Origin of the sequence: Roseovarius sp. MMSF_3359 (genome assembly GCF_030733385.1) — a bacterium.
Classification (GTDB): domain Bacteria; phylum Pseudomonadota; class Alphaproteobacteria; order Rhodobacterales; family Rhodobacteraceae; genus Roseovarius.
The window spans coordinates 1-20960 of record NZ_JASHJC010000027.1 but is presented as its reverse complement, the minus strand read 5'-3'; the positions used below and the strand labels follow the sequence as shown (position 1 = coordinate 20960).

Annotated in this window: 20 protein-coding genes; 6 read left to right on the top strand and 14 right to left on the bottom strand. The window is 60.9% G+C overall.

Features of this window, described 5'->3' with window-relative positions:
- Window positions 1–58: 58 nt before the first annotated feature.
- From trpB to RBB29_RS21775, 8 genes are all read right to left on the bottom strand, one after another.
- Entirely contained in the window at window positions 59–1288 is a 1230-nt protein-coding gene (trpB, locus tag RBB29_RS21810; RefSeq protein ID WP_306117026.1) for a tryptophan synthase subunit beta, read from the bottom strand.
- Between the two features lie 110 nt (window positions 1289–1398).
- On the bottom strand, window positions 1399–2043 hold the full coding sequence (locus RBB29_RS21805; protein ID WP_306117027.1) for a class I SAM-dependent methyltransferase: 645 nt from the start codon (window positions 2041–2043) through the stop codon (window positions 1399–1401).
- 74 nt (window positions 2044–2117) lie between these two features.
- The gene (locus RBB29_RS21800; RefSeq protein ID WP_306117028.1) at window positions 2118–2567 is read right to left on the bottom strand and encodes a GNAT family N-acetyltransferase; all 450 of its coding nucleotides are present in this window, start codon (window positions 2565–2567) and stop codon (window positions 2118–2120) included.
- Window positions 2564–3208, bottom strand: coding sequence for a phosphoribosylanthranilate isomerase (locus RBB29_RS21795; protein WP_306117029.1), 645 nt, complete (start codon window positions 3206–3208; stop codon window positions 2564–2566). The genes RBB29_RS21800 and RBB29_RS21795 overlap by 4 nt, the downstream gene beginning before the upstream one ends.
- 7 nt (window positions 3209–3215) lie before the next feature.
- Window positions 3216–3566: a LapA family protein gene (locus RBB29_RS21790; protein WP_306117030.1), complete on the bottom strand. Its 351-nt coding sequence runs from the start codon at window positions 3564–3566 to the stop codon at window positions 3216–3218.
- Window positions 3567–3570: 4 nt separating this feature from the next.
- Window positions 3571–3852 carry an integration host factor subunit beta gene (gene ihfB, locus RBB29_RS21785; RefSeq protein WP_306117031.1) on the bottom strand — a complete coding sequence of 94 codons (282 nt, stop codon included), beginning with the start codon at window positions 3850–3852 and terminating at the stop codon, window positions 3571–3573.
- Window positions 3853–4320: 468 nt separating this feature from the next.
- A complete protein-coding gene (gene rpsA, locus RBB29_RS21780; protein ID WP_306117032.1) occupies window positions 4321–6000 on the bottom strand; it encodes a 30S ribosomal protein S1 in 1680 nt (559 codons plus the stop codon).
- Window positions 6001–6273: 273 nt separating this feature from the next.
- On the bottom strand, window positions 6274–6996 hold the full coding sequence (locus RBB29_RS21775; protein WP_306121222.1) for an SMI1/KNR4 family protein: 723 nt from the start codon (window positions 6994–6996) through the stop codon (window positions 6274–6276).
- Window positions 6997–7179: 183 nt separating this feature from the next.
- Here RBB29_RS21775 and RBB29_RS21770 point away from each other — a divergent pair, with 183 nt between their 5' ends.
- The 4 genes from RBB29_RS21770 to RBB29_RS21755 all read left to right on the top strand — a co-directional run bounded on the left by RBB29_RS21770 (window position 7180) and on the right by RBB29_RS21755 (window position 12069).
- Window positions 7180–8979 carry an NAD(P)/FAD-dependent oxidoreductase gene (locus RBB29_RS21770; protein ID WP_306117034.1) on the top strand — a complete coding sequence of 600 codons (1800 nt, stop codon included), beginning with the start codon at window positions 7180–7182 and terminating at the stop codon, window positions 8977–8979.
- Window positions 8980–9228: 249 nt separating this feature from the next.
- Window positions 9229–9717: a YHS domain-containing (seleno)protein gene (locus tag RBB29_RS21765; protein ID WP_306117035.1), complete on the top strand. Its 489-nt coding sequence runs from the start codon at window positions 9229–9231 to the stop codon at window positions 9715–9717.
- Between the two features lie 139 nt (window positions 9718–9856).
- Window positions 9857–11230, top strand: coding sequence for a DUF3179 domain-containing protein (locus RBB29_RS21760; protein ID WP_306117036.1), 1374 nt, complete (start codon window positions 9857–9859; stop codon window positions 11228–11230).
- Window positions 11231–11307: 77 nt separating this feature from the next.
- The gene (locus RBB29_RS21755; protein ID WP_306117037.1) at window positions 11308–12069 is read left to right on the top strand and encodes a hypothetical protein; all 762 of its coding nucleotides are present in this window, start codon (window positions 11308–11310) and stop codon (window positions 12067–12069) included.
- Window positions 12070–12090: 21 nt separating this feature from the next.
- On the opposite strand, the gene RBB29_RS21750 is transcribed toward RBB29_RS21755, so the two are convergent.
- The gene (locus RBB29_RS21750) at window positions 12091–12711 is read right to left on the bottom strand and encodes a d(CMP) kinase (RefSeq protein ID WP_306117038.1); all 621 of its coding nucleotides are present in this window, start codon (window positions 12709–12711) and stop codon (window positions 12091–12093) included.
- A 55-nt stretch (window positions 12712–12766) separates the two neighbouring features.
- A complete protein-coding gene (locus RBB29_RS21745; protein ID WP_306117039.1) occupies window positions 12767–13873 on the bottom strand; it encodes an FAD-binding oxidoreductase in 1107 nt (368 codons plus the stop codon).
- A 162-nt stretch (window positions 13874–14035) separates the two neighbouring features.
- Here RBB29_RS21745 and bchE point away from each other — a divergent pair, with 162 nt between their 5' ends.
- Complete coding sequence (bchE, locus tag RBB29_RS21740) at window positions 14036–15547, top strand: magnesium-protoporphyrin IX monomethyl ester anaerobic oxidative cyclase (RefSeq protein WP_306117040.1); 1512 nt, start codon at window positions 14036–14038, stop codon at window positions 15545–15547.
- Between the two features lie 61 nt (window positions 15548–15608).
- Here the strand turns inward: bchE and aroA are convergent, their stop codons facing one another.
- Both aroA and RBB29_RS21730 read right to left on the bottom strand, forming a co-directional pair.
- A complete protein-coding gene (gene aroA / locus RBB29_RS21735; protein WP_306117045.1) occupies window positions 15609–16961 on the bottom strand; it encodes a 3-phosphoshikimate 1-carboxyvinyltransferase in 1353 nt (450 codons plus the stop codon).
- A 109-nt stretch (window positions 16962–17070) separates the two neighbouring features.
- Complete coding sequence (locus RBB29_RS21730) at window positions 17071–17445, bottom strand: RidA family protein (protein ID WP_306117041.1); 375 nt, start codon at window positions 17443–17445, stop codon at window positions 17071–17073.
- Between the two features lie 534 nt (window positions 17446–17979).
- On the opposite strand from RBB29_RS21730, the gene RBB29_RS21725 reads away from it, so the two are divergent.
- The gene (locus tag RBB29_RS21725) at window positions 17980–18564 is read left to right on the top strand and encodes a hypothetical protein (RefSeq protein WP_306117042.1); all 585 of its coding nucleotides are present in this window, start codon (window positions 17980–17982) and stop codon (window positions 18562–18564) included.
- A gap of 327 nt (window positions 18565–18891) precedes the next feature.
- Here RBB29_RS21725 and RBB29_RS21720 read toward each other — a convergent pair whose 3' ends face one another.
- On the bottom strand, window positions 18892–19350 hold the full coding sequence (locus RBB29_RS21720; protein WP_306117043.1) for a hypothetical protein: 459 nt from the start codon (window positions 19348–19350) through the stop codon (window positions 18892–18894).
- Between the two features lie 356 nt (window positions 19351–19706).
- A complete protein-coding gene (locus RBB29_RS21715) occupies window positions 19707–20828 on the bottom strand; it encodes a beta-ketoacyl-ACP synthase III (protein WP_306117044.1) in 1122 nt (373 codons plus the stop codon).
- Window positions 20829–20960 lie beyond the last annotated feature (132 nt).

Sequence of the window (20960 nt, the reverse complement as noted above, 5' to 3'; positions counted from 1 at the left end):
GGGCGTTGCGCCAGATGCGGGGCGTTCCCCACGGCATGCCTGATAGACGCTAACCGCCTCAATCCGCCTCTTCCATCTCGAAGCCCAGATGCTTGGCGACGGTAAAGATATCCTTGTCGCCGCGCCCGCACATGTTCATGCAGATCAGGTGATCGGACGGCAATTCCGGCGCGATCTTCATCACATGGGCCAACGCATGACTCGGCTCCAGCGCGGGGATGATCCCCTCCTGCAAACAACAGAGCTGGAACGCTTCAAGGGCCTCCTTGTCGGTGATCGAAACATATTTGGCCCGACCGATCTCGTGCAGCCAGCTGTGCTCCGGCCCGATACCCGGATAATCGAGGCCCGCAGAGATCGAATACCCTTCGAGGATCTGCCCATCTTCATCTTGCAACAGATAGGTCCGATTGCCATGCAAAACCCCCGGGCGCCCGCCGGTTAATGACGCGCAATGCTCCATCTTGGCATTCACGCCCTTGCCACCAGCCTCGACCCCGATGATCTCGACCTCCTTGTCATCAAGGAACGGAAAGAAAAGCCCCATGGCGTTCGACCCGCCCCCGATGGCGGCGATGATCGTGTCGGGCAGGCGCCCCTCCGCGGCCATCATCTGCTCCTTGGCTTCCTTGCCGATGATCGCCTGGAAATCGCGCACCATCGCCGGGTAGGGGTGCGGCCCCGCGACCGTCCCGATGCAGTAGAATGTGTCGCGTACATTGGTCACCCAGTCCCTGAGCGCGTCGTTCATCGCATCCTTCAGCGTCCCGCGGCCCGACGTCACCGGCACCACCTCCGCCCCGAGAAGGCGCATGCGAAACACGTTGGGCTTCTGCCGCTCCACATCATGAGCACCCATATAGACCACGCATTTCAACCCGAACTTGGCACAGACGGTGGCCGTGGCCACCCCATGTTGACCCGCACCAGTCTCGGCAATGATCCTTGTCTTGCCCATACGCCGCGCCAGGATGATCTGGCCCAGCACGTTGTTGATCTTGTGCGCACCGGTATGGTTCAACTCATCGCGCTTGAGATAAATCTTGGCCCCGCCCAGATGGCTGGTCAGCCGGTCGGCATAGTAAAGCGGCGAAGGGCGCCCCACGTAATGGGTCCAGAGGTCATGCATCTCGGCCCAGAAGCTCTCATCCGTCTTGGCATTCTCATATTGCGCTTCCAGCTCCAGGATCAGCGGCATGAGCGTTTCCGACACGAACCGCCCGCCAAAATTGCCGAAACGGCCTTTTTCGTCGGGACCGGTCATGAAACTGTTGAAGAGATCGTTCATCGGATATGCCTTTCGCATGGCTTGGCAGTATTTCCCCCGTGAATATGGCGCAGCGGCAGGATTTTCCAGTGAAAAGCGGGGAAAATCACCTTTCCCTACCGCCGTTCAGGTCAAATACCGGCTCTCCCGGAGATCTGCACCACATATGCCCGCGACCAGAGGTCCGGCTCTGCCAGCAGAAACGGCAGGAAAGGCTTGGTGACATGGGCAATCCGCCAACTCCCGGAGCCACTCAACCGGTCCATGACCTCGGGAAAGCCCTGCGCTTCATAGCTCGCCTCGATCAGGTTGAAGACGCCGTAACCGCCCGGTTTCGTGACCTGCACCAGATGTTCCAGGCTGACCGGGGGCGCATGGCCCGGGCCAAACGCACCGACACACACAAAGCCTGCAAATGTACCGGCCTCAAACGGCAGAGGTTGCCCCAGATCGGCCTCGCGCAAATCTTCGTAGCAGCCTGTTTTGCGCGCCGCCGCCAGCATGTCAGGGGAGATGTCGCAGCCGGTCAGACGGTCATACCCCAGCAGCTTCAAGGTTTCCCCGACAAGCCCGGTACCGCAACAGGCATCCAGTATGGGCCCCGCTTCCGACCCAAGATAACGCGCGGCCAATCCCGCCCCCAGCGAAGGCAGCCGAAATCCGCGTGACAGGTTGTCGGCATCATAGCTATCGGACCATTGGTTATAGATCGCCCGCGCCTCTTCGGGCGATTTAGCACCGTAGACATCTGCCAGTTCTTCCGTATGCGCCGTCATGTTCATCCCTTCTTGGCTGCCATAGCATCAGCAGGGGAGCAGACCCTGTCAACAGGTGCGACGCCCCTACGAGGTCAGTCGAGCGGAAGTTTGAAACCGGTATGGCTGGGCGTGAAACCAAGACGCTCGTAGAACCTGTGAGTGTCGGTTCGGCTCGCATTCATCGTAAGCTGCATGAGCGAACACCCCGCCGCCCGGGCCCGTGCCTTGGCGTCGGCAAACATCGCCTCTCCGATGCCCTGCCCCCGCATCTCGCTGGCGACGCGCACACTTTCGATCTGCGCGCGCCGGGCGGCCCGCAGGGATAGGCCGCTGATAAAGGTGATCTGATAGGTGGCGACGATGCTGCCTTCGGTATTCTCGCCGACAATCAGCCTGTTGCCGCCTTCGGATCGCATCGCCTCGAACGCCGCAAGATACGGGCCGATATCATCCTCTTCTCGGGACTGGCCCAAAACATCATCACGCAGCAACGCGATCACCCTGGTGATATCGCCGCGCCCGGCCTCGCGAAACCGGATCATGCGCGCGCTGCCGCGATGAAATCCGCGATCATCTGCGCATCCTTGATCCCCGGCGCACTTTCCACGCCCGAGGCGACGTCGACCTGTGTCGCATCAGTCTTCGCGATACCGTCCGCGACGTTCTGCGGTGTCAACCCACCCGCCAGCATCCACGGCACGGGCCACCGACGTCCTGCAATCAGGTTCCAGTCGAACGTGACTGCATTCCCGCCAGGCCGATCGGCTCCCGGCGGCGGCTTGGCATCGACAAGCAGTTGATCGGCCACCCGGCCCTGCTCGTCAAGCTGCGGCAGATCATCCGCAGTGGCCACGCCGATCACTTTCATCACCGGCAAGCCATAGCGTGCCTTCACCGCCAGAACCCGCTCCGGCGGCTCTGACCCGTGCAACTGCAGGATGTCGATCGGCACCTGGCCCACCAGCGCATCCAGCAAGGCGTCATCGGCATCGACCACAAGCGCGACCTTGGCCACACCGTCGGGCACATCGACGGCCAGAACGGCAGCATCGGGAATATCGACATAGCGCGGCGACTTCGGAAAGAAGTTGAACCCTAGGTAAGTGGCGCCCGCGGAAACAGCCGCAGAGACGTCTTCAGGCCGTGTCAGCCCGCAAATCTTGACGCGAATATTCTGTGGCATGACCCTGTTAGCTGGCCTCGTCCAGCAGCGCCAGAACCTCGTCCTTGCCCTGGTGCTTTTCCCCCTTGAGACGACGGATCTCCGCGCGCATCTGCTGCATCTCGCGCGCCTGCCGGGCCGCGGCCATGCGCTCCTTGGCCTCTCGGATCCATTCCCAGATAAACCCGACGATCAGCCCCGCCAGAACACCGCCGAAGATGACGATGAAAAGCGGCACCTCATAGCTCGGGTTCACCGCAGCCAGCGCCGCCAGCTCGTCAGGCAGCACCTTGACCGTCACCATGCCCCGGTTGGCAAGCGCCACAAGGATCAAAGCCACCGCAAAGATGGCAATCGAGGCATAGCGAATGTAGCGCATGGGCTTACTTCCCGTTCAGACGATCCCGGAGCAGTTTACCCGTCTTGAAAAACGGGACGTGTTTTTCTTCGACCTGAACCGACGCGCCGGTTCGCGGGTTACGGCCAATACGGGCATCACGCTTCTTGACCGAAAACGCGCCGAAACCACGCAGTTCGACCCGGTTCCCATTGGCCATTGCATCTGTAATTTCATTAAAAATGGTATTCACAATACGTTCCACATCCCGCTGATAGAGATGCGGATTTTCATCGGCAATTTTCTGAATCAACTCCGATCGGATCATTTGCACCCTCCCCCGAGCGTTTTTTGTTTTGATCGAATGGCAACGGAGTAACTATAGATAACATCTCGAAAAACAGAAACACAAAGCAACGCCCGAACAGCATGAATTTGCCCAAAAATTCACGGACGGGCGGAAAAATATCCGCGAAAAATGAGACAACCGGCTGCGACCTGCGGCGCCAACTGGTTTTCCCGGGCGACGCACGAGCATTGATTCGCAACGGGAAATCAGCCCGGCGCATGGCCGCGCAGCACAATGTGCGGATCAAACCCGTCAGCCGTGTCCGCACCTGCGGCGACACCCTGGTGCCCGGCCCCGAGGCGGAGGCGGGTGGCACCCCTGCCTCCCGCCGACAACGAGATACCAAGCGTGCGCGTCAGCGCACTCCGTTTGAAAGCCTCCGGGCAAAAGAAAAGGCCCCGCCAACAGGGCGGGACCTCATCAATTTCCCAAACCGGTCGGCCTGGCTTATTCGTCGCCCTTGAGCGCAGCACCCAGGATATCGCCCAGCGACGCACCCGAGTCCGAGCTGCCATATTGTTCGACGGCTTCTTTCTCTTCGGCGATTTCGCGCGCCTTGATCGACAGGCCCAGACGACGGGTCTTGCTGTCCACGTTGGTCACGCGCACATCAACCTTGTCGCCAACCGAGAACCGGTCCGGACGCTGCTCTGCACGATCCCGCGAAAGGTCCGAACGACGGATGAAGGATTTCATACCTTCGTACTCGACCTCGATACCGCCATCCTCGATCGAGGTGACCTCGACAGTGATGATCGACCCGCGCTTCACGCCACCAACGGCTTCGGCGAACTTGTCGCCACCCAGCGCCTTGATCGACAGAGAGATACGCTCTTTCTCGGTATCGACTTCCGAGACAACCGCCTGGACCATATCGCCCTTGCGGTAGTTCTGGATCGCATCTTCGCCACGCTCGTCCCACGAAATGTCGGAGAGGTGAACCATGCCGTCGATCTCGCCTTCCAGACCAATGAAGAGACCGAATTCGGTGATGTTCTTGACCTCACCTTCAACCTCGGTGCCCTCGGGGAATTGCTCGGCAAAGACCTCCCAGGGGTTGCGCATGGTCTGCTTGAGACCCAGGGAAACGCGGCGCTTGGCACCGTCGATCTCCAGGACCATGACCTCGACTTCCTGGCTGGTCGACACGATTTTGCCGGGATGCACGTTCTTCTTGGTCCAGGACATTTCCGAGACGTGCACGAGACCTTCAACACCAGGCTCCAGCTCAACAAAAGCACCATAATCGGTGATGTTGGTGACACGGCCGGTATGGGTCGATTCCAGCGGGTACTTGGCCGCAACCAGATCCCAAGGATCGTCCTGCAGCTGCTTCATCCCCAGCGAAATGCGGTGGGTTTCCTTGTTGATCTTGATCACCTGAACATTCACGGTCTCGCCGATCGACAGGATTTCCGACGGGTGGTTCACCCGGCGCCAGGCCATGTCGGTGACGTGCAGCAGTCCGTCAACACCGCCCAGATCCACGAACGCACCGTATTCGGTGATGTTCTTGACTACGCCTTCGACATTCTGACCTTCGGTCAGGTTGCCGATAACCTCGGCGCGCTGTTCGGCACGGCTTTCTTCGAGGATCGCGCGGCGTGAGACAACGATGTTGCCACGGCGGCGGTCCATTTTCAGAACCTGGAAAGGCTGCTTGAGACCCATCAGCGGGCCGGCGTCGCGCACGGGGCGCACGTCAACCTGGCTGCCGGGCAGGAACGCTACGGCACCGCCCAGATCAACGGTGAAGCCACCTTTAACCCGGCCAAAGATGGCGCCTTCGACGCGCTCGTCGTCAGCATAGGCTTTTTCCAGACGATCCCAGGCTTCTTCACGGCGCGCCATTTCGCGCGAAATGACGGCCTCGCCGCGGGCGTTTTCCGCCGCGCGCAGGAACACCTCGACCTCATCGCCAACGGCGATTTCAGGGGCTTCTCCGGGATTTGCGAATTCTTTGAGCTCGACGCGGCCTTCCATCTTGTAGCCGACGTCGATGATGGCTTGTCCCGCTTCGATCGCGATGACCTTGCCTTTGACAACTGACCCCTCTTCGGGCGTGTCCATTTCGAAGCTTTCGTTCAGGAGGGCTTCGAATTCCTCCATAGATGCGTTTTGAGCCATGTGGCGTTTCAATCCTAACGTTTCGGTTTTTCGGGCCGCGCGGTTGTCTCCGCCGGTCTTGAAGGTTTCGTTGGTCAGCCGGGAGCCGTCACTTTCCGCAAAACAAAGAGGGCCGGTTTGGTCCCGACCCTGCTCATCTCAATGCTCTGCGGCGGTTTCCGCCTTATCGACAGGCGCGCATATAAGCCAGTTATCCAGCAGGATCAAGCCCCGACCCCGTGGTCGCGCAAGCAGCCGCCGCGATGCCATCGGGTGGGCTTACCGCTCCAGCGCCTATTCCAACGGCTCCGCGGTGCCTCCGGCATCAAAGGAGATGTCCAGGTCGGGCAAAAATCCGTCAATTGAATGAAATTCATCCATATCATCAACCGATGTGCCGGCATGGTAGTCAATGATGCCCGACACGAAAACCCTCAGGTCATTTGCGACAATCGGCCGGTATTCCCAGTCGTGATAGAAGTTCAGAAGTTGGTTTCTGTTGCCGCTATGAACACCCGCCATGTCAACCACCAGGTAGTCTCCACCCCCGTTGTGGAATATGGGCAGCCACGCCGGGTGCCACCAATTCTCCAGCTCGAAATCATAACCGATCATGCCATCCAATTCGGCCTTTGCTGCCAACGCATCTGCCAGGGGCAGTAACTGCATGTTGTTGACGAAGGTGACGAATCCGTTCGGGTCCTGTCCGTCGTGCCACATGTAAAGGGCCTTCACGGCATCGGGCAAAACGAAACGGTACTCTTCTTCCAAAGCCGCGATATGGCTGGCGGTAAGGGGCGGTCGCAGACTGCCCAGCACTTCCGGTCGTTTCTCTTTCAGCTCTGATTCAAGTTTGGTCAGTAGATCGGAGACATCTGTTTCTGCATAAGCTGAACCAGCCAGGAAAATTGCCAAAACCGCCATCAGTTTTCTCATGTCATCACCTTTGCCGCCTGCCATGATCTGTTGGGGATTAGTCGATGGATGGCAAACCAGATGCAAGTTCAGAGGATCCATCCGAACGACGCCCCATCAGACACTTACCACGGCGTCCCGCGCTCTTGGTGCCGGGAGCCATGCGGTACTGGACTTTCAACTACATCTCACATGCCCGCTGTCGACTTTAGTTTACCTAGCGTAAAGTTCGGGCCTTTGGCACTCTCCCCACAATTGAACGAAAAGAAATAACGGGAGAATGTGATGCTTGATACGACACCGACCGACCAGACGCAGGCCTTTCTTGACGATTTCGGCAAGGCGCTTGAAGGGGGCGATGTGGCCGCCGCGCGCGACATGTTTGCAGAGGATTGCTATTGGCGCGACCTCGTGAGTTTCACCTGGAACATCAAGACCGTGGAAGGTCGCGATCAGGTTGAGGATATGCTCAAATCGCAGCTCTCGACCACCAAGCCCCGCAACTGGCAGATCGCCGAGGGCGAGGTCCCTACGGAGGATGGCGGCGTTACAACCGCCTGGATCAGTTTTGAAACCGACGTGGCGCGTGGCTATGGGTTGTTGCGTCTCAAGGATGGCAAGATCTGGACGCTCCTGACGACCATGGTCGAACTCAAAGGCCACGAAGAACCCAAAGGCGACAACCGACCACTTGGGGCCAAACACGGCGCCGGCAGGAACCGCACCACATGGAAAGAAGAGCGCGAACGGGAAGAGGCCGATCTCGGCTATGGCACGCAGCCCTATTGCCTGATTATCGGCGGCGGGCAGGGCGGCATCGCCCTTGGCGCGCGGCTGCGGCAACTGGGCGTGCCCACGATCATCGTGGAGCGCAACGACCGTCCGGGCGATAGCTGGCGGCGGCGCTACAAGTCGCTCTGCCTGCACGATCCGGTGTGGTACGACCACCTGCCCTATATCAAGTTCCCGGAAAACTGGCCGGTGTTCAGCCCCAAGGACAAGATCGGCGACTGGCTGGAAATGTACACCAAGGTGATGGAGCTGAATTACTGGACCCGGACCACGGCGAAATCGGCAAGTTACGATGCTGATACCGGCGAATGGACCGTCGTTGTCGACCGGGACGGCGAAGAGGTCACCCTGAAACCCAAGCAACTGGTCATGGCGACCGGCATGTCCGGCAAGGCACGGATGCCCGATTTCCCCGGCATGGACACGTTCAAGGGCGACCAACATCATTCCTCCCAACACCCCGGCCCGGACAAATACAAGGGCAAGAAATGCGTGGTGGTCGGCTCCAACAACTCGGCCCATGACATCTGCGCCGCGCTTTGGGAGGGCGAGGCGGATGTGACCATGATCCAAAGGTCGTCCACCCATATCGTGCGCTCGGATACGCTGATGGAAATCGGGTTGGGAGATCTTTATTCCGAACGCGCGGTGGCCTCGGGCATGACCACCGAAAAGGCCGACCTGATCTTTGCCTCCCTGCCCTATGCGATCCTGCACGAGTTCCAGATCCCCGCCTATGCGGCGATGAAGGAACAGGACAAGGACTTCTATGAGGGGTTGGAAAAGGCCGGGTTCTGGCTCGATTGGGGCGATGACGAGTCGGGGCTCTTCATGAAATACCTGCGGCGCGGGTCGGGCTATTACATCGACATCGGCGCGAGCCAGCTCATCATCGACGGCGAGATCAAACTCAAGCGGGGGCAGGTCACCGAGGTGGTCGAAGATGGTGTAATCCTCGATACCGGCGAAAAGGTCGAAGCCGACCTGATCGTTTATGCCACCGGGTATAACTCGATGAATGGTTGGGTCGCTGATCTCATGGGGCAGGAGATGGCCGACCGCGTCGGCAAGGTCTGGGGCCTCGGCTCGGACACCACCAAGGACCCCGGCCCCTGGGAGGGCGAGCAGCGCAACATGTGGAAGCCGACGCAGCAGGAGGCGCTGTGGTTCCACGGCGGCAACCTGCATCAGTCACGCCACTATTCGCAGTTCCTGTCGCTCCAGATCAAGGCGCGAATGGAAGGCATTCCGACGCCGGTCTATGGCCTCCAGGACGTGCATCACCTCTCCTGACCATCCTGCGGCCCGCACCGGAATTTACACCGGCGCGGGCGCTCCTCTCACGCTCGGGGTATATGGTTTGCACCCATCCTCATCCCGAAGCTATTTTGGCAAAAATTGCCAATTAATTCGACCGAATGAACGATCTGCATGTTTTTCTGAAATTCTCGCCATTCAAATTTCATCCAAAAGCAACAAATTGCGTGTTGTCGCACCACTCACGGACGGCATGACATCACCCAACCCCATGAGGATGAAAAAATGAAAAACCTGTTGATCACCACCATCATCGCCTCTCTTCCGCTGATCGCGGCCCCGGCTTTTGCCGCCGATGAAATCAATGTCAGCAACGGCATCTCCGCCGCCGGCGCACCCCTTGCCGTGCACGGTGCGGACCCGGTTGCGCTTCTGAACGACGCAAAGGTTGTTGACGGATCGGCGGATCATTCCGTGACCCATGACGGCGCGTCCTACTACTTCGCCAGCGCCGAGAACAAGGCCGCCTTTGAGGCCAACCCGGCCAAGTACATCCCGCAACATGGCGGTTTCTGCTCCTACGGCGTGGCGGTTGGCCAGAAGTTCGACGGTGACCCGGATCAATTCGTTGTCCATGAAGGCAAACTGTTCCTCTTCCTGAACGCCAAGACCCGCGAACTCTTCCTTGAAGATGTCGCAGGTACCAAGGCGACAGCGGATCAGAACTGGACCGAAATCAAGCACAAGTCGGTCGAAGAACTCGCAAACGGCTAAGGCCGTCCCCGGGGGCAGGGCCGATTCCATTCCCCCAAGGCCCTGCCCCATTCCTTACAGGCCGGTCACCAAGACGTTTAGTGCATGTGATCCGCCAAAGGCGCATCTTTCGGTCAGACCTGTACCCGGAGGATGCCCCATGCCCCTGTCCCGCCGCCGTTTCATCGCCAGCACCGCCGCGATTGGCGCCTTGCCCGCGCCCCTTTTGGCACAATCGAGCCAGACCGAATTCGACCTGCTGCACGACACGATCACCGGCCCGCCCGACCGCGCCTTTGCCGCCCTGACCGCCATCCGCGACCGGGGCAAACCCGATCTGGCCGCGGGCCTCATCATGGCGATGCGCTTTTCCAACCTGCCGCGGCATTACTTTGCCGAGACCCTGACCAAGATCACCGGCACCGACGCGGGCGATAGCTGGTTCGACTGGATGCTCTGGCAGGAAGCGAACCCGCAGGTTGTGCCGCATCAAGCATCGTTGATCGCGCTCAAACGCGAGGTCTATCTGCAGATCGACCCGAATTTCGACGTTTTCCTCAAGAAACGCCACCTGCGTCGGGACCGGATGAAGATCCGCCTCGAAGAGATCACCTGGGGCGGGGTGCGCAAGGACGGCATCCCGTCGCTCGACAATCCCCGCCTGATTACCGCGGGCGAAGCGAGCTACATGCGCGACAGCGATCTGGTTTTCGGCGTGTCGATCAACGGCGATACCCGCGCCTATCCGCTGCGGATCATGGGGTGGCACGAGATGTTCAACGAGGTGATCGGCGGCGTTCCCGTCGCGCTCGCCTATTGTACGCTCTGCGGCTCAGGCATCCTTTTTGAAACCAAGGTCCAGGGCCGGTCACGGCCCCTTGTTTTCGGCTCGTCGGGCTTTCTCTACCGCTCGAACAAGCTGATGTTCGACCGGGCCACGCATTCGCTCTGGAACCAGTTCACCGGCAAGCCCGTGTCCGGCAAACTCGTCAACAGCGGCATCGAATTGCAACAACGCCCCGTCGTCATCACGACCTGGCAAAACTGGCGCAGCGATAATCCCGACACCCGTATCCTGTCCCTGCAAACCGGGCATCGCCGGAACTATGGCTCCGGCGTGGTCTATCAGGAATACTTCGCCTCGAATGACCTGATGTTCCCAACCAACGTGGATCAACGCCAGCACCGGCAGAAGGACTACGTGTTCGGCATCCGCGAATTTGGCGGCGCCAAGGCGTGGCCGCTCAAAGCGTTTCGCAATCGGCGCGTGATCAACGACGCGATGCAGGGCCGGCCGCTTGTGTTGATCGGGGATGCCAAGAGCCGCTCGGTGCGCGCCTATGAACGCGGCAACCTGACCTTCAAGAGTGCCAAGGATGGGCTCTTATCCTCGGATGGCAGGCGTTGGACCATCGGCGAAGAGGTGTTGCGCGCCGCGAATGGCGAAACCCTGCCCCGTGTTGCGGGCCATATCGCCTATTGGTTCGCCTGGAACGGCTATCTCGGCAGCGAAAGCGCCCTCTACAAGGGCTGAGAAATTCACGGACCTGCCACATAATCCGCTCATTTTCGCAGTAGACCGGCCTTGCGCATCCAATCAGAGGCCGGTCCATGAACCTCAGACTGAACTACCTTTTCCTCGTCTTCTCGGTCGGATTCCTGGCCTATGCGGTCGCCCCGGCGTCCATCCCTTTCGAGGACGGTCGTGAAAGCCCGATAAGATCGCTGGCGCGGGACCTTTTCGGCGGCCCGTCCCTGACCAATTCCGACGCAGAAATCCTGATGGGATATCGCCGTTTCGACGCGCAGATCGAGGATGACAGGCTGTCATTCCACGGGGCTGCCTTCACGTTTCTGGATGCCGATGATCCAACCACCTTCATGCCCTACAATTTCGCATTCGACGGCCACGGCTTTGTCGAGATGGCGGACACGACCCTCGCCGCCAAGTTCTACAAAAGCAACAACGCGGAGTTCCCCACGGTGTCGGGTGTCGACCATCAAAGCTGCGTCACCCCGCGCGCAGACAGTTTGGAAACCGCCGACGGGACGCCCCTGGCGATGTCAACGCTTTGCCGGATCGTACCTGCCATTCCGGGGCATAACGAGGGCATGATCGGTGTGATCTATCCCGCCGACAACACCACGCCCCTCGCCGATGGCGATGCCACCTGCCGGGGCGAATTCGATCACTGGCGCAGTTTCCCGGGCTTTGAAAACAAGACCATCGTGCTTTGCGCCATCGTGGACCGCCCCTATGTCGAGGACGCCTATTCGGCGACAAGTTGGATGGATGTCATTTTCTATCAGCATTACGCGGGCGATCTTTACAACATGCGCGCCGACACGCGGAATTTTCAGAGTATCCGGTAACATCGCGCCCCGGCGACCACCTTACGCCTGATCTGCTGCCATCCGCTTTTCGATGATCGCAATGGCCGCCTCGGTCGCCGCTTCGATTGACATTTCCGTGGTATCAAGCTGCACCGCATCCGCCGCGGGTTTGAGCGGCGCCGTGGTCCGGGCGCTGTCGCGGGCATCACGGGCGCGCAAATCGTCCAACACATCATCAACGGTCAACTCATGGCCCTTGCCGGTCAGTTCCGCATGGCGGCGCCGCGCGCGCACGTCATCGCTGGCCGTCACGAAGAGTTTCACCTGCGCATCGGGGCAGATCACCGTGCCAATGTCGCGCCCGTCCAGCACCGCACCGCCATCACGGGTGGCAAAGGCCCGTTGGAAATCGAGGAGTGTCTGCCGCACCTCGGGGATCGCCGCCACGCGGCTCGCGGCCTGCGCCACCTGCGGCGTGCGCAGATCATCCGCTTCCAGATCCGCGGGTGTCAGCGCCCGCGCGGCCTCCACCGGATCCGTCCCGTCAAGCGTCCGCCGCCCGGTCGCCCGGTAGAGCAGCCCGGTATCGAGATGGGCGAAGCCGAAACGCGCCGCCACGGCACGCGAAATCGTCCCCTTGCCCGCGGCTGCGGGTCCGTCAATGGCGATGGTGAATGACATGTTCTGCCCCCTGCTGTCCGATCATTGCTAGTGGATCAGCGCCGCGCACTCAAGATCACGCAGGGACAGCAAACCGCGCCGGGTCAAGCGCCGCGACCACCTCGGGGGCGACCGGCGGGGCCGCGTTGCAGCACAGCGCATGGGTCAGCGCCGCCAGCGTGGGTGCGGTCTGCACCCCGTAGCCACCCTGCCCCGCCAGCCAGAAAAAGCCCGGCGCATCGGGGGCGAAACCGGCAACCGGAGTCCGATCCGGCACGAAACTGCGCAGCCCCGCCCAGCTATGGGTGGGCCGGGTGATCGGGAATGTCGTGGCCTCCTCGAACCGGTGCAGCCCCTCGGCCAGAACCATGTCGTCGGGCCAGGCATCCTGCGGCGCAACCGGGTCTTCATCCGCCGGTGAAATCAGGAGCTTTCCCGCATCAGGCTTGGCATACCACGTCTCCTCCGCCGACGCGGTCAGGGGCCAATGGCTCGTCTCCATCCCCTCCGGTACCGCCATCAGCACCGCCGAGCGCCGGAAGGGCTGCAGCCCGACCGTCTGCACACCGGCCATCGCCGCCAAATGATCGGTCCAGGCCCCCGCGGCATTCACCACGATCGGCGCGGCATAGCCATGATCGCCGCAAGTCACCTGCCAATCGGCACCCTGCCGGGTGATCGCCGTCACCTCTGCCTCGGTCTCGATCCGCCCTCCCCGCGCACGCAACAGGCGGATATATCCCTGCAACAGGCGGTCCACGTCGATATCCTGCGCGCTTTCCTCATAGAGCGCCGCCACCAGCTTGTCGCGTTTCAGGACCGGCACCATGCCGACGGCCTCGTCCGGTGTGATCCGCTCCACGCCGCTCGACCCTTTTGCATAAGCCTCAAGCGCCCCTATCTCCGCCTCGGTCGCCACAAGAAGCTCGCCACGCGGCGACAAAAGCGACGTGTCGGAAATCCCCTCGGGCTCAGTCAGCACCGGCTCCGCCGCCGCGTTCAACGCGCGCAATGTGGCGTTGCCATAGTTGCGAATGAAGGTCGCCGCGGATCGCCCGGTGGAATGGTACCCGGTCTGAGCTTCGCGCTCGAGGACAATGACCTGCGCGTCCTGGGCCAACATTGCCGCCGCACTGATGCCCGCGATGCCCCCGCCAATCACGATGATGTCTGCAGATGTCATTTGGCCGGACCACTCAATCAATGGGCAATTATCCCACCATATGCCCCGGTTTCTTGTGCAAGTTCAATGCTCCCATGCGGCCCCGGCAAAACTCCTGAAAGGCTGCGCAGGAATTGCACGGGCCGGGGTGCATTTTGGTCCTGTCAGCAAAGGAGATCAGACATGCGCATCACCCTGCTTCATCCCCCGCATACCGCCATCGGCAGCCGCATCCCCGGTGAAAACCTGCCCCCCTTCGGTCTTCTGTGCCTAGGTGGACCGCTTATCGACGATGGCCACGAGGTCAGCCTTGTCAACGCCGATCTGGGCCCCCTGTCGCTCGATCAGGCGCTGTCCCACGTGGTAGCGCACCGGCCCGAGGTCGTCCTAATCGGGCATTCCGGCTCGACCAGCGCCCACCCCACGGTGGCCCTTTGGGTCCGGGACCTGCGCCGACGCCTGCCCAATGCCCGGATCATCTATGGCGGTGTCTTCCCGACGTATCACTGGCGGGAGGTGCTGGAAGAATGCCCCGAAGTCGATTTCATCGTCCGCGGCGAGGGTGAGGAAACCATCCGGCGGCTTGTTTGCGCGCTCGACACCCCCGAAACCGTGCCAGGGATCGCCTATCGCAAGGCCGGGGAACCCGTCGCCACCCGCCCCGCGGCCATGATCCGCGATCTTGACGCCTACCGGATCGGGTGGGAACTGATCGACTTCGACGCTCATTCCTATTGGGGCGGGCGCAAGGCGGTGATCATGCAGTTCTCGCGCGGCTGCCCGCATCAATGCACCTATTGCGGCCAACGGGGTTTCTGGACCCGGTGGCGACACCGAGATCCGGTGAAATTCGCCCGCGAAATCGCCTGGCTGCATCGCGAACACGGCGTCGAGTTGATCAACCTCGCCGACGAGAACCCCACCACCTCGCCCAAGGCGTGGCGCGCGCTGCTGGACGAACTGATCGCGCTCGATCTGCCCATTAAGCTCATCGGCTCCACCCGCGCCGACGACATCGTGCGCGACAAGGACATCCTGCCGCTCTACCACAAGGCGGGGGTGCTGCGGTTCCTGCTGGGGCTTGAGGGCACCAGCGAGACGACGCTTCAAGCCGTGCGCAAGGGCGGCACCCGGAGCAAGGATCAGCAGGCCATCCAGTTGCTGCGCGCAAACGGCATGATCGGCCTTTGCACCTTTGCCGTGGGCTTTGCGGAAGAGCGCGACCGCGACTACTGGCAGCTTCTGCGGCAGTTGCGGCGCTACGACCCGGATCAGATCATGTCGATCTACGCGATACCGCATAAATGGACACCGTTTTACCAGCAATCGGCGGATCGCCGGGTGATCGACACCGACCTGCGCCGCTGGGATTACAAACACCAGGTCATTGAGGTGGCAAGGGTGCCGCCCTGGCGGGTGTTTTTGTGGGTCAAATGCATCGAATTGGCCCTGCAGGCGCGGCCCAAGGCGCTTTGGCGCAGCTATCTACACCCCGACCCCGAGATCCGCCATGCGATGCGCTGGTATACCCGCATGGGCCGCCGGGTTTTTCTGCGCGAAGCGGGCGAGGCCCTGCGCCTGCGCCTTCGCCTGCGCCCGGGCCCGCGCGTCAGCACCTTCCTCGGCGTGCCGGTCGCGGAGCAGGCGCTGCAACAACGCGAGGTTCAGCGGGTGCCGGACAAAGAAAGCGCGTAGAGTCTTTCAGGTGCAGGGGAGCACCTGCTTCCAGCGCGCCATGGCTCAACGCGCAATCAGACTAGTGATTGTCGCGCCGGATCTGCGCCCCAAGACCCGCCATCAGCGGCTCGAAAATCGGGAAGGAGGTGGCGATCGGGCTGCCATCATCGACGCTGACCGGTTTCTCGGTGGCCATGCCCAGCACCATGAAAGACATGGCAATGCGGTGGTCGAGATGGCTCGCGCAGGTGGCCCCGCCCGGCACATTGCCGTGACCAAGGCCCGTCACTGTCCACCAGTCCGGGCCATCCTCGACGGTGACGCCATTGGCACGCAACCCCGTCGCCATGGCATCAATCCGGTCACTTTCCTTCACGCGCAGTTCCTTGACCCCGCGCATCACCGTGTCGCCCGTGGCGAAGGCCGCAACCACCGAGAGCACCGGGTATTCGTCGATCATGCTGGCCGCGCGCTCGGGCGGCACTTCGATCCCCTTGAGGTCAGGCGAAAACCGCGCGCGCAGATCCGCAACCGGCTCTCCGCCCTCGGTCCGTTCGTTTTCATAGGTGAGGTCAGCGCCCATCTCGCGCAGCGTCGTGAAAAGCCCCGCGCGGGTCGGGTTGAGGCCAATCCCCGGCACCAGTACATCCGATCCCGGCGTGATGATCGCGGCACAGACCGGGAAAGCCGCTGAGCTCGGATCGCGCGGGACGGCGATCGTTTGCGGCAAAAGTTCCGGTTGACCGGTCAAGGTGATGACGCGGCCTTCTTCGGCTTCCTCGACGGTGATCTCGGCCCCGAACCCGGCCAGCATGCGTTCGGTGTGATCGCGCGTCGCCTCTTTCTCGATCACCACGGTCTGACCGGGCGCGTTGAGCCCCGCCAGCAGCACCGCGGATTTCACCTGTGCCGAGGGGACCGGCACGGTGTAGCGCACCGGTACCGGGTTTGCCGCGCCGGTAATGGTCATCGGCAGGCGTCCCCCGCTGCGCCCCACGGATTGTGTGCCGAAGAGAGCCAACGGGTCGGTGACCCGCGCCATCGGGCGGGAGTTCAGCGACGCATCGCCAGTGAAGGTGACCGAAATCGGCGAGGTCGCCATCGCCCCCATGATGAGGCGCACACCGGTGCCGGAATTGCCACAATCCACCACCTGGTCCGGCTCGGCAAAACCGCCGACCCCGACGCCGTGTACCGAGTATTCCCCGCCGCCATGATCGGTGACCTCGGCCCCGAAGGCGCGCATCGCCTTGGCCGTGTCGAGCACGTCCTCACCCTCCAGCAGGCCGGTAATCCGCGTCTCGCCGATGGCCATCGCGCCCAGGATCAGCGACCGGTGAGAGATCGACTTGTCCCCCGGCACATCCGCCGTGCCACGGAGCGGGCCGCATTTGGCCGAAGTCATCGGGATCGGGGTGCCGTGGCCAGACATGAGCGCGCCTTTCAGAGTGAGTACCTGCCCGCCTGATAGCGCAACCAACCGGCAGCGTCCATCCGTCGGGCAGGGTTATTGTGAGGAGGGATAAGACCTCTGCCGCCGCTCAGCGCGCGCGCTCACCAACAGGCGGCCTTGCGGCGGCCACAACCAGGATTTCGACCTTGAGCTCGGGCCTTGCCAGCTTGGACTCGCCGCAGGCGCGGGCCGGTGCATGGCCTTCCGGCACCCACGCATCCCACACCTCGTTCATCTCGGCAAAATCGGCCATATCGGCCAGCCAGATGGTTGTCTGCAGGATGCGGTACTTGTCGGAATTGGCAAGCGCCAGCAGCTCTTCAACCCGCTCAAGGCAAGTGCGCGTCTGATCCGCGACGCTGTCTCCGGCAATGCCGACCTGCCCCGCCAGGTAAAGCACATCGCCGTGGCGCACGACCTTGCTCATGCGTTGGTTGGTCTCATAACGGGTAATGTCGGTCATGGTGCAATCCTTTGATCTCAGGTGTCGGTGCTGTTTCCGCACTCCTGCACGAAATCGCCCCACAGGCCAAGCCCCCTCCCGCAATTGCACGATGTTCCAATCCAGCAATCTCCGGCATCGTGATGCAATGTCAGAGGATGGAAACACCGCACTTAGGGATGGACATCTTGTGGGATGAAGCGGTCCCTCGACCGCCATTGAAACTGAGGGCATCGCCCGACCGCGGGTGGGCGCCACTGAGGTTGTTCTTCGCACTTTATGGTGACGTGTACCTCCCACAATCGGTCGGATTTAAACGGTGACGAAGCGCCCGCCCATGGGGCGGTCGGGCGCTGCCCGGCGGTGCTGCGCACCTTGATTCCGGGCGGGTGCTATTTGCAAAATGGGCTCGATACAGGCACTGGCACCTAAGCGGGACAGACCGATAGCAAACTCAAAGAACGCAGCACTAGGCGCTTCGCTTGACTCGACCGACGCAAATTATGAATATTTGGCCTTATAAGTTTTCAATTATTACTTTGGGGGCAAAGTTTAATGCGACTGGTTTATATATTTTTGCTGTCGTTGTTTCCTGCTTCAGCCATGTCAGCGACAATTGTAGAGGGCATCGACTACGCTGATGCTTCTCCTGCGATGATCGGGCCGCTCGACGCGGGAACGCACACGATTTCCGGATCTCTTTCAGGCGACTGCTTGGGAACGGTGACGTTCAGCTGTCTTTTCGGAAGCGACCCGCAGGACATTTTGGAAGTCTCCTTCGCATCCGGAACTCAGCTTCAGGGTCTGTCATTCCAGTTGTCGAATTCGCTTCCCTCCGCAGCATCGTTTGCCATGGGGTTCACCTATTCGAGCCCTGAGGAGAGCTTCACCTTTTCCGGGTTGCTGGCGGGAAGCTATGCGCCCCTTGGTATCACACCGGTGCGCGATCCGATCACGCTGATTTTCACCGGAGATACCGCTCTGCCGAATGTGGCGAGCTACACTGCAAACTGGTCGGTGACACTCGACGTTGCTGCCGTTCCGCTACCCGGGGGATTGGGCCTCTTGGCTGGGTCACTCATGTGTTTCGCCATTGCACGACGAAAAACCGCAAGACGGTTGGACAAGCAGAGAGTGTGAGCTTTTCGCCGAATTTGGAACGGCAAAGAGCACTTTTTTGACGGCCGCTTTGGACTCGAACCGCTCATCGGAAGCTCAACGGACCCTCCCGAGTTGACAGGCGATCGTGGCGCGGTCGTTGTCACGTCCTTGCACAGCCATGCCGCCTTCGACCTGCATGGCACGCTGCTTGCCTGTCCGGGTTGGCTGAAAATCTCCGAGACCTGAGCGCAGTACGTCAACACGCGACACCCGTGGTGCGACGCTCGGCTATAGCCCACTTGGCGCTTCTCGCCATCTCAGTTTCTCATGAAGCTCTACGGCCTCAAATCGCCCCGGCGACCTGCCCTATACGCTTTCCTCTTCGAGATGGAGCTTCATCTCGATCAGCACCTGTTGCAGCATCGTGGTTTCCTTCAGCAGGCGCTTGGCCTCGTTCACCGTGATCACACCGTCATCAATGGATTGCTGGTACTCGGCCATCAGCATGGCAAATCGCTGGCTCAGCGCGATCACGTCGGAATTCACCCCGCCCTTCTCATCGGTGTTCCGACGGCTTTCGTCATAGGACAAGTTGATGCCCTTGAGTTCCGCAAGCGCGCTGGTCACATGCGGATAGGATGACGCCTCTTCCAACGCGGCCACCGCATCAATCGGCATGAACCGGTCCGAATGCTCATCATGGTCGGAATAGTACCGCCCCAGGGTGGCCTTTGACTTGCCGGTCAACTCACACGCAGGTTCGATGCCAACATCTTTGACCAGCGCCTCGGTGTGTTTCTTCAGGTAACTTCCGATTTTCGACATCTCTTATCCCCAAGGTGGTCCGCGCGACCTGTGACAGGGGAAAGCCCCTGATGTTTTCCCATTAAAGGCTTTATCCCGAAATGTCATTTGTAAGCAATCCCAAGGTTTTCCGGGATATACGGGTGCTCGACGTCCCCAAGTGCGGGCACAAGGGTGAGGCTGTGGATTTACGGGGATGTCCTTTCTTCGAAATCCCGATTGCGGGCAGCATTGGTCCTATCGCATTCCATCCCAGGAAGCTCGCTTCCAGAAGGTGGGGCCAGCCTGGCAATGACGGTCTCACCCGCTGCCTCTCTAGACGTTCGGAACACCCTGCAAATCACGCTGGTTCGGAACGGATTGGCGAGCCGTAGCGATCAAGCGCGCTCGACAAGCACCGACCCAACCGAGTATCCCGCCCCGAAGGAGCAAATCAACCCGGTATCCCCCGGCTTGAGATCGTCGGAATACTTCGAAAAGGCGATGATCGACCCGGCAGATGACGTATTGGCATAATCCTGAAGAATGTTGGGCTGCTCATGCGGCTCCGGCACACGACCCATCACCTTGCGCCCGATGAAATCGTTCATCGCCTTGTTGGCCTGATGCAACCAGAGCCGCTTGAGGTCCGCCGCCTCGACCCCCTCATCGGCCATATGCGCCGCGATGTGTTTCGAGACGAGCGGCAGCACCTCCTTGAACACCTTGCGGCCTTCCTGCACGAAAAGCATGTCGCGCCGGTCCGCCATGTGACCTTCGCGGGTGCGGCGCAGATAGCCATTGTTGTTACGGATATTGTTGGAAAACTGTGTGGCGCAACGAGTGGACCGGATGACAAAATGCGCGCCCTGGGCATCTTCGGCCCGCTCCAGTACCGCCGCCGTGCAGACATCGCCAAAGATGAAATGGCAGTCCCGGTCACGCCATTCTAAGTGTCCTGAGCAAATCTCGGGATTGACAACCAGGGCGCAGCGCACCGACCCCGAGCGGATCATGTCGGCCGCGGCCTGCATCCCGAACGTGGCGGACGAACAGGCGACATTCATATCGAAGGCAAAGCCGCCTGCCCCCAGAAGCTGTTGTATTTCTACGGCAATCGCCGGGTAAGGACGCTCATGGTTGCTGGCCGCGCAAATCACCAGATCAACCTCCTCGGCGCTGCGTCCAGCCTGCTCAAGCGCCTTGGCGCAGGCGTCCATCGCCATCTCCGCCATCAACGACGGCTCCTCGTCGCTGCGCGCCGGCAGGTGCGGGTGCATCACGTCAGGGTCCAACACGCCGGTTTTGTCCAACACATATCGCTGATGGATGCCCGACGCATTCACGATGAACTCGGTCGAGGACGGCGCCTTTGCCTCGACCTCACCCGCGGCAATCGCATCGGCATGGGTGGTGTTGTACTTGTCCGCATAGGCGTTGAACGCCTCGACCAATTCGTCATTGGTGATGATCTGATCAGGCGTGAAAACGCCCGTGCCGGTGATGGCAGGTATATGCATGGCTCAGGCCCCTCAAACGGATCACCCACGATCAACCAAGGCAGCAGTCAGGTCAAGCATGACGACGCGGAAAAACGCCACCGCCCCCTGGCAGGGCGACTGGTGGGCGGGTGGGTTGCCCTGACAGGGGGC

Bases quoted from the DNA above. Each gene is read 5' to 3' on its own strand.
- RBB29_RS21775 (WP_306121222.1), bottom strand. From the start codon at position 6,996: ATGGATCCTCTGAACTTGCATCTGGTTTGCCATCCATCGACTAATCCC.
- RBB29_RS21770 (WP_306117034.1), top strand. From the start codon at position 7,180: ATGCTTGATACGACACCGACCGACCAGACGCAGGCCTTTCTTGACGAT.
- trpB (WP_306117026.1), bottom strand. From the start codon at position 1,288: ATGAACGATCTCTTCAACAGTTTCATGACCGGTCCCGACGAAAAAGGC.
- RBB29_RS21800 (WP_306117028.1), bottom strand. From the start codon at position 2,567: ATGATCCGGTTTCGCGAGGCCGGGCGCGGCGATATCACCAGGGTGATC.
- RBB29_RS21730 (WP_306117041.1), bottom strand. From the start codon at position 17,445: ATGACCGACATTACCCGTTATGAGACCAACCAACGCATGAGCAAGGTC.
- RBB29_RS21725 (WP_306117042.1), top strand. From the start codon at position 17,980: ATGCGACTGGTTTATATATTTTTGCTGTCGTTGTTTCCTGCTTCAGCC.
- ihfB (WP_306117031.1), bottom strand. From the start codon at position 3,852: ATGATCCGATCGGAGTTGATTCAGAAAATTGCCGATGAAAATCCGCAT.
- RBB29_RS21750 (WP_306117038.1), bottom strand. From the start codon at position 12,711: ATGTCATTCACCATCGCCATTGACGGACCCGCAGCCGCGGGCAAGGGG.
- RBB29_RS21755 (WP_306117037.1), top strand. From the start codon at position 11,308: ATGAACCTCAGACTGAACTACCTTTTCCTCGTCTTCTCGGTCGGATTC.
- RBB29_RS21805 (WP_306117027.1), bottom strand. From the start codon at position 2,043: ATGACGGCGCATACGGAAGAACTGGCAGATGTCTACGGTGCTAAATCG.
- RBB29_RS21720 (WP_306117043.1), bottom strand. From the start codon at position 19,350: ATGTCGAAAATCGGAAGTTACCTGAAGAAACACACCGAGGCGCTGGTC.
- rpsA (WP_306117032.1), bottom strand. From the start codon at position 6,000: ATGGCTCAAAACGCATCTATGGAGGAATTCGAAGCCCTCCTGAACGAA.
- RBB29_RS21790 (WP_306117030.1), bottom strand. From the start codon at position 3,566: ATGCGCTACATTCGCTATGCCTCGATTGCCATCTTTGCGGTGGCTTTG.
- RBB29_RS21765 (WP_306117035.1), top strand. From the start codon at position 9,229: ATGAAAAACCTGTTGATCACCACCATCATCGCCTCTCTTCCGCTGATC.
- RBB29_RS21715 (WP_306117044.1), bottom strand. From the start codon at position 20,828: ATGCATATACCTGCCATCACCGGCACGGGCGTTTTCACGCCTGATCAG.
- bchE (WP_306117040.1), top strand. From the start codon at position 14,036: ATGCGCATCACCCTGCTTCATCCCCCGCATACCGCCATCGGCAGCCGC.
- aroA (WP_306117045.1), bottom strand. From the start codon at position 16,961: ATGTCTGGCCACGGCACCCCGATCCCGATGACTTCGGCCAAATGCGGC.
- RBB29_RS21745 (WP_306117039.1), bottom strand. From the start codon at position 13,873: ATGACATCTGCAGACATCATCGTGATTGGCGGGGGCATCGCGGGCATC.
- RBB29_RS21795 (WP_306117029.1), bottom strand. From the start codon at position 3,208: ATGCCACAGAATATTCGCGTCAAGATTTGCGGGCTGACACGGCCTGAA.
- RBB29_RS21760 (WP_306117036.1), top strand. From the start codon at position 9,857: ATGCCCCTGTCCCGCCGCCGTTTCATCGCCAGCACCGCCGCGATTGGC.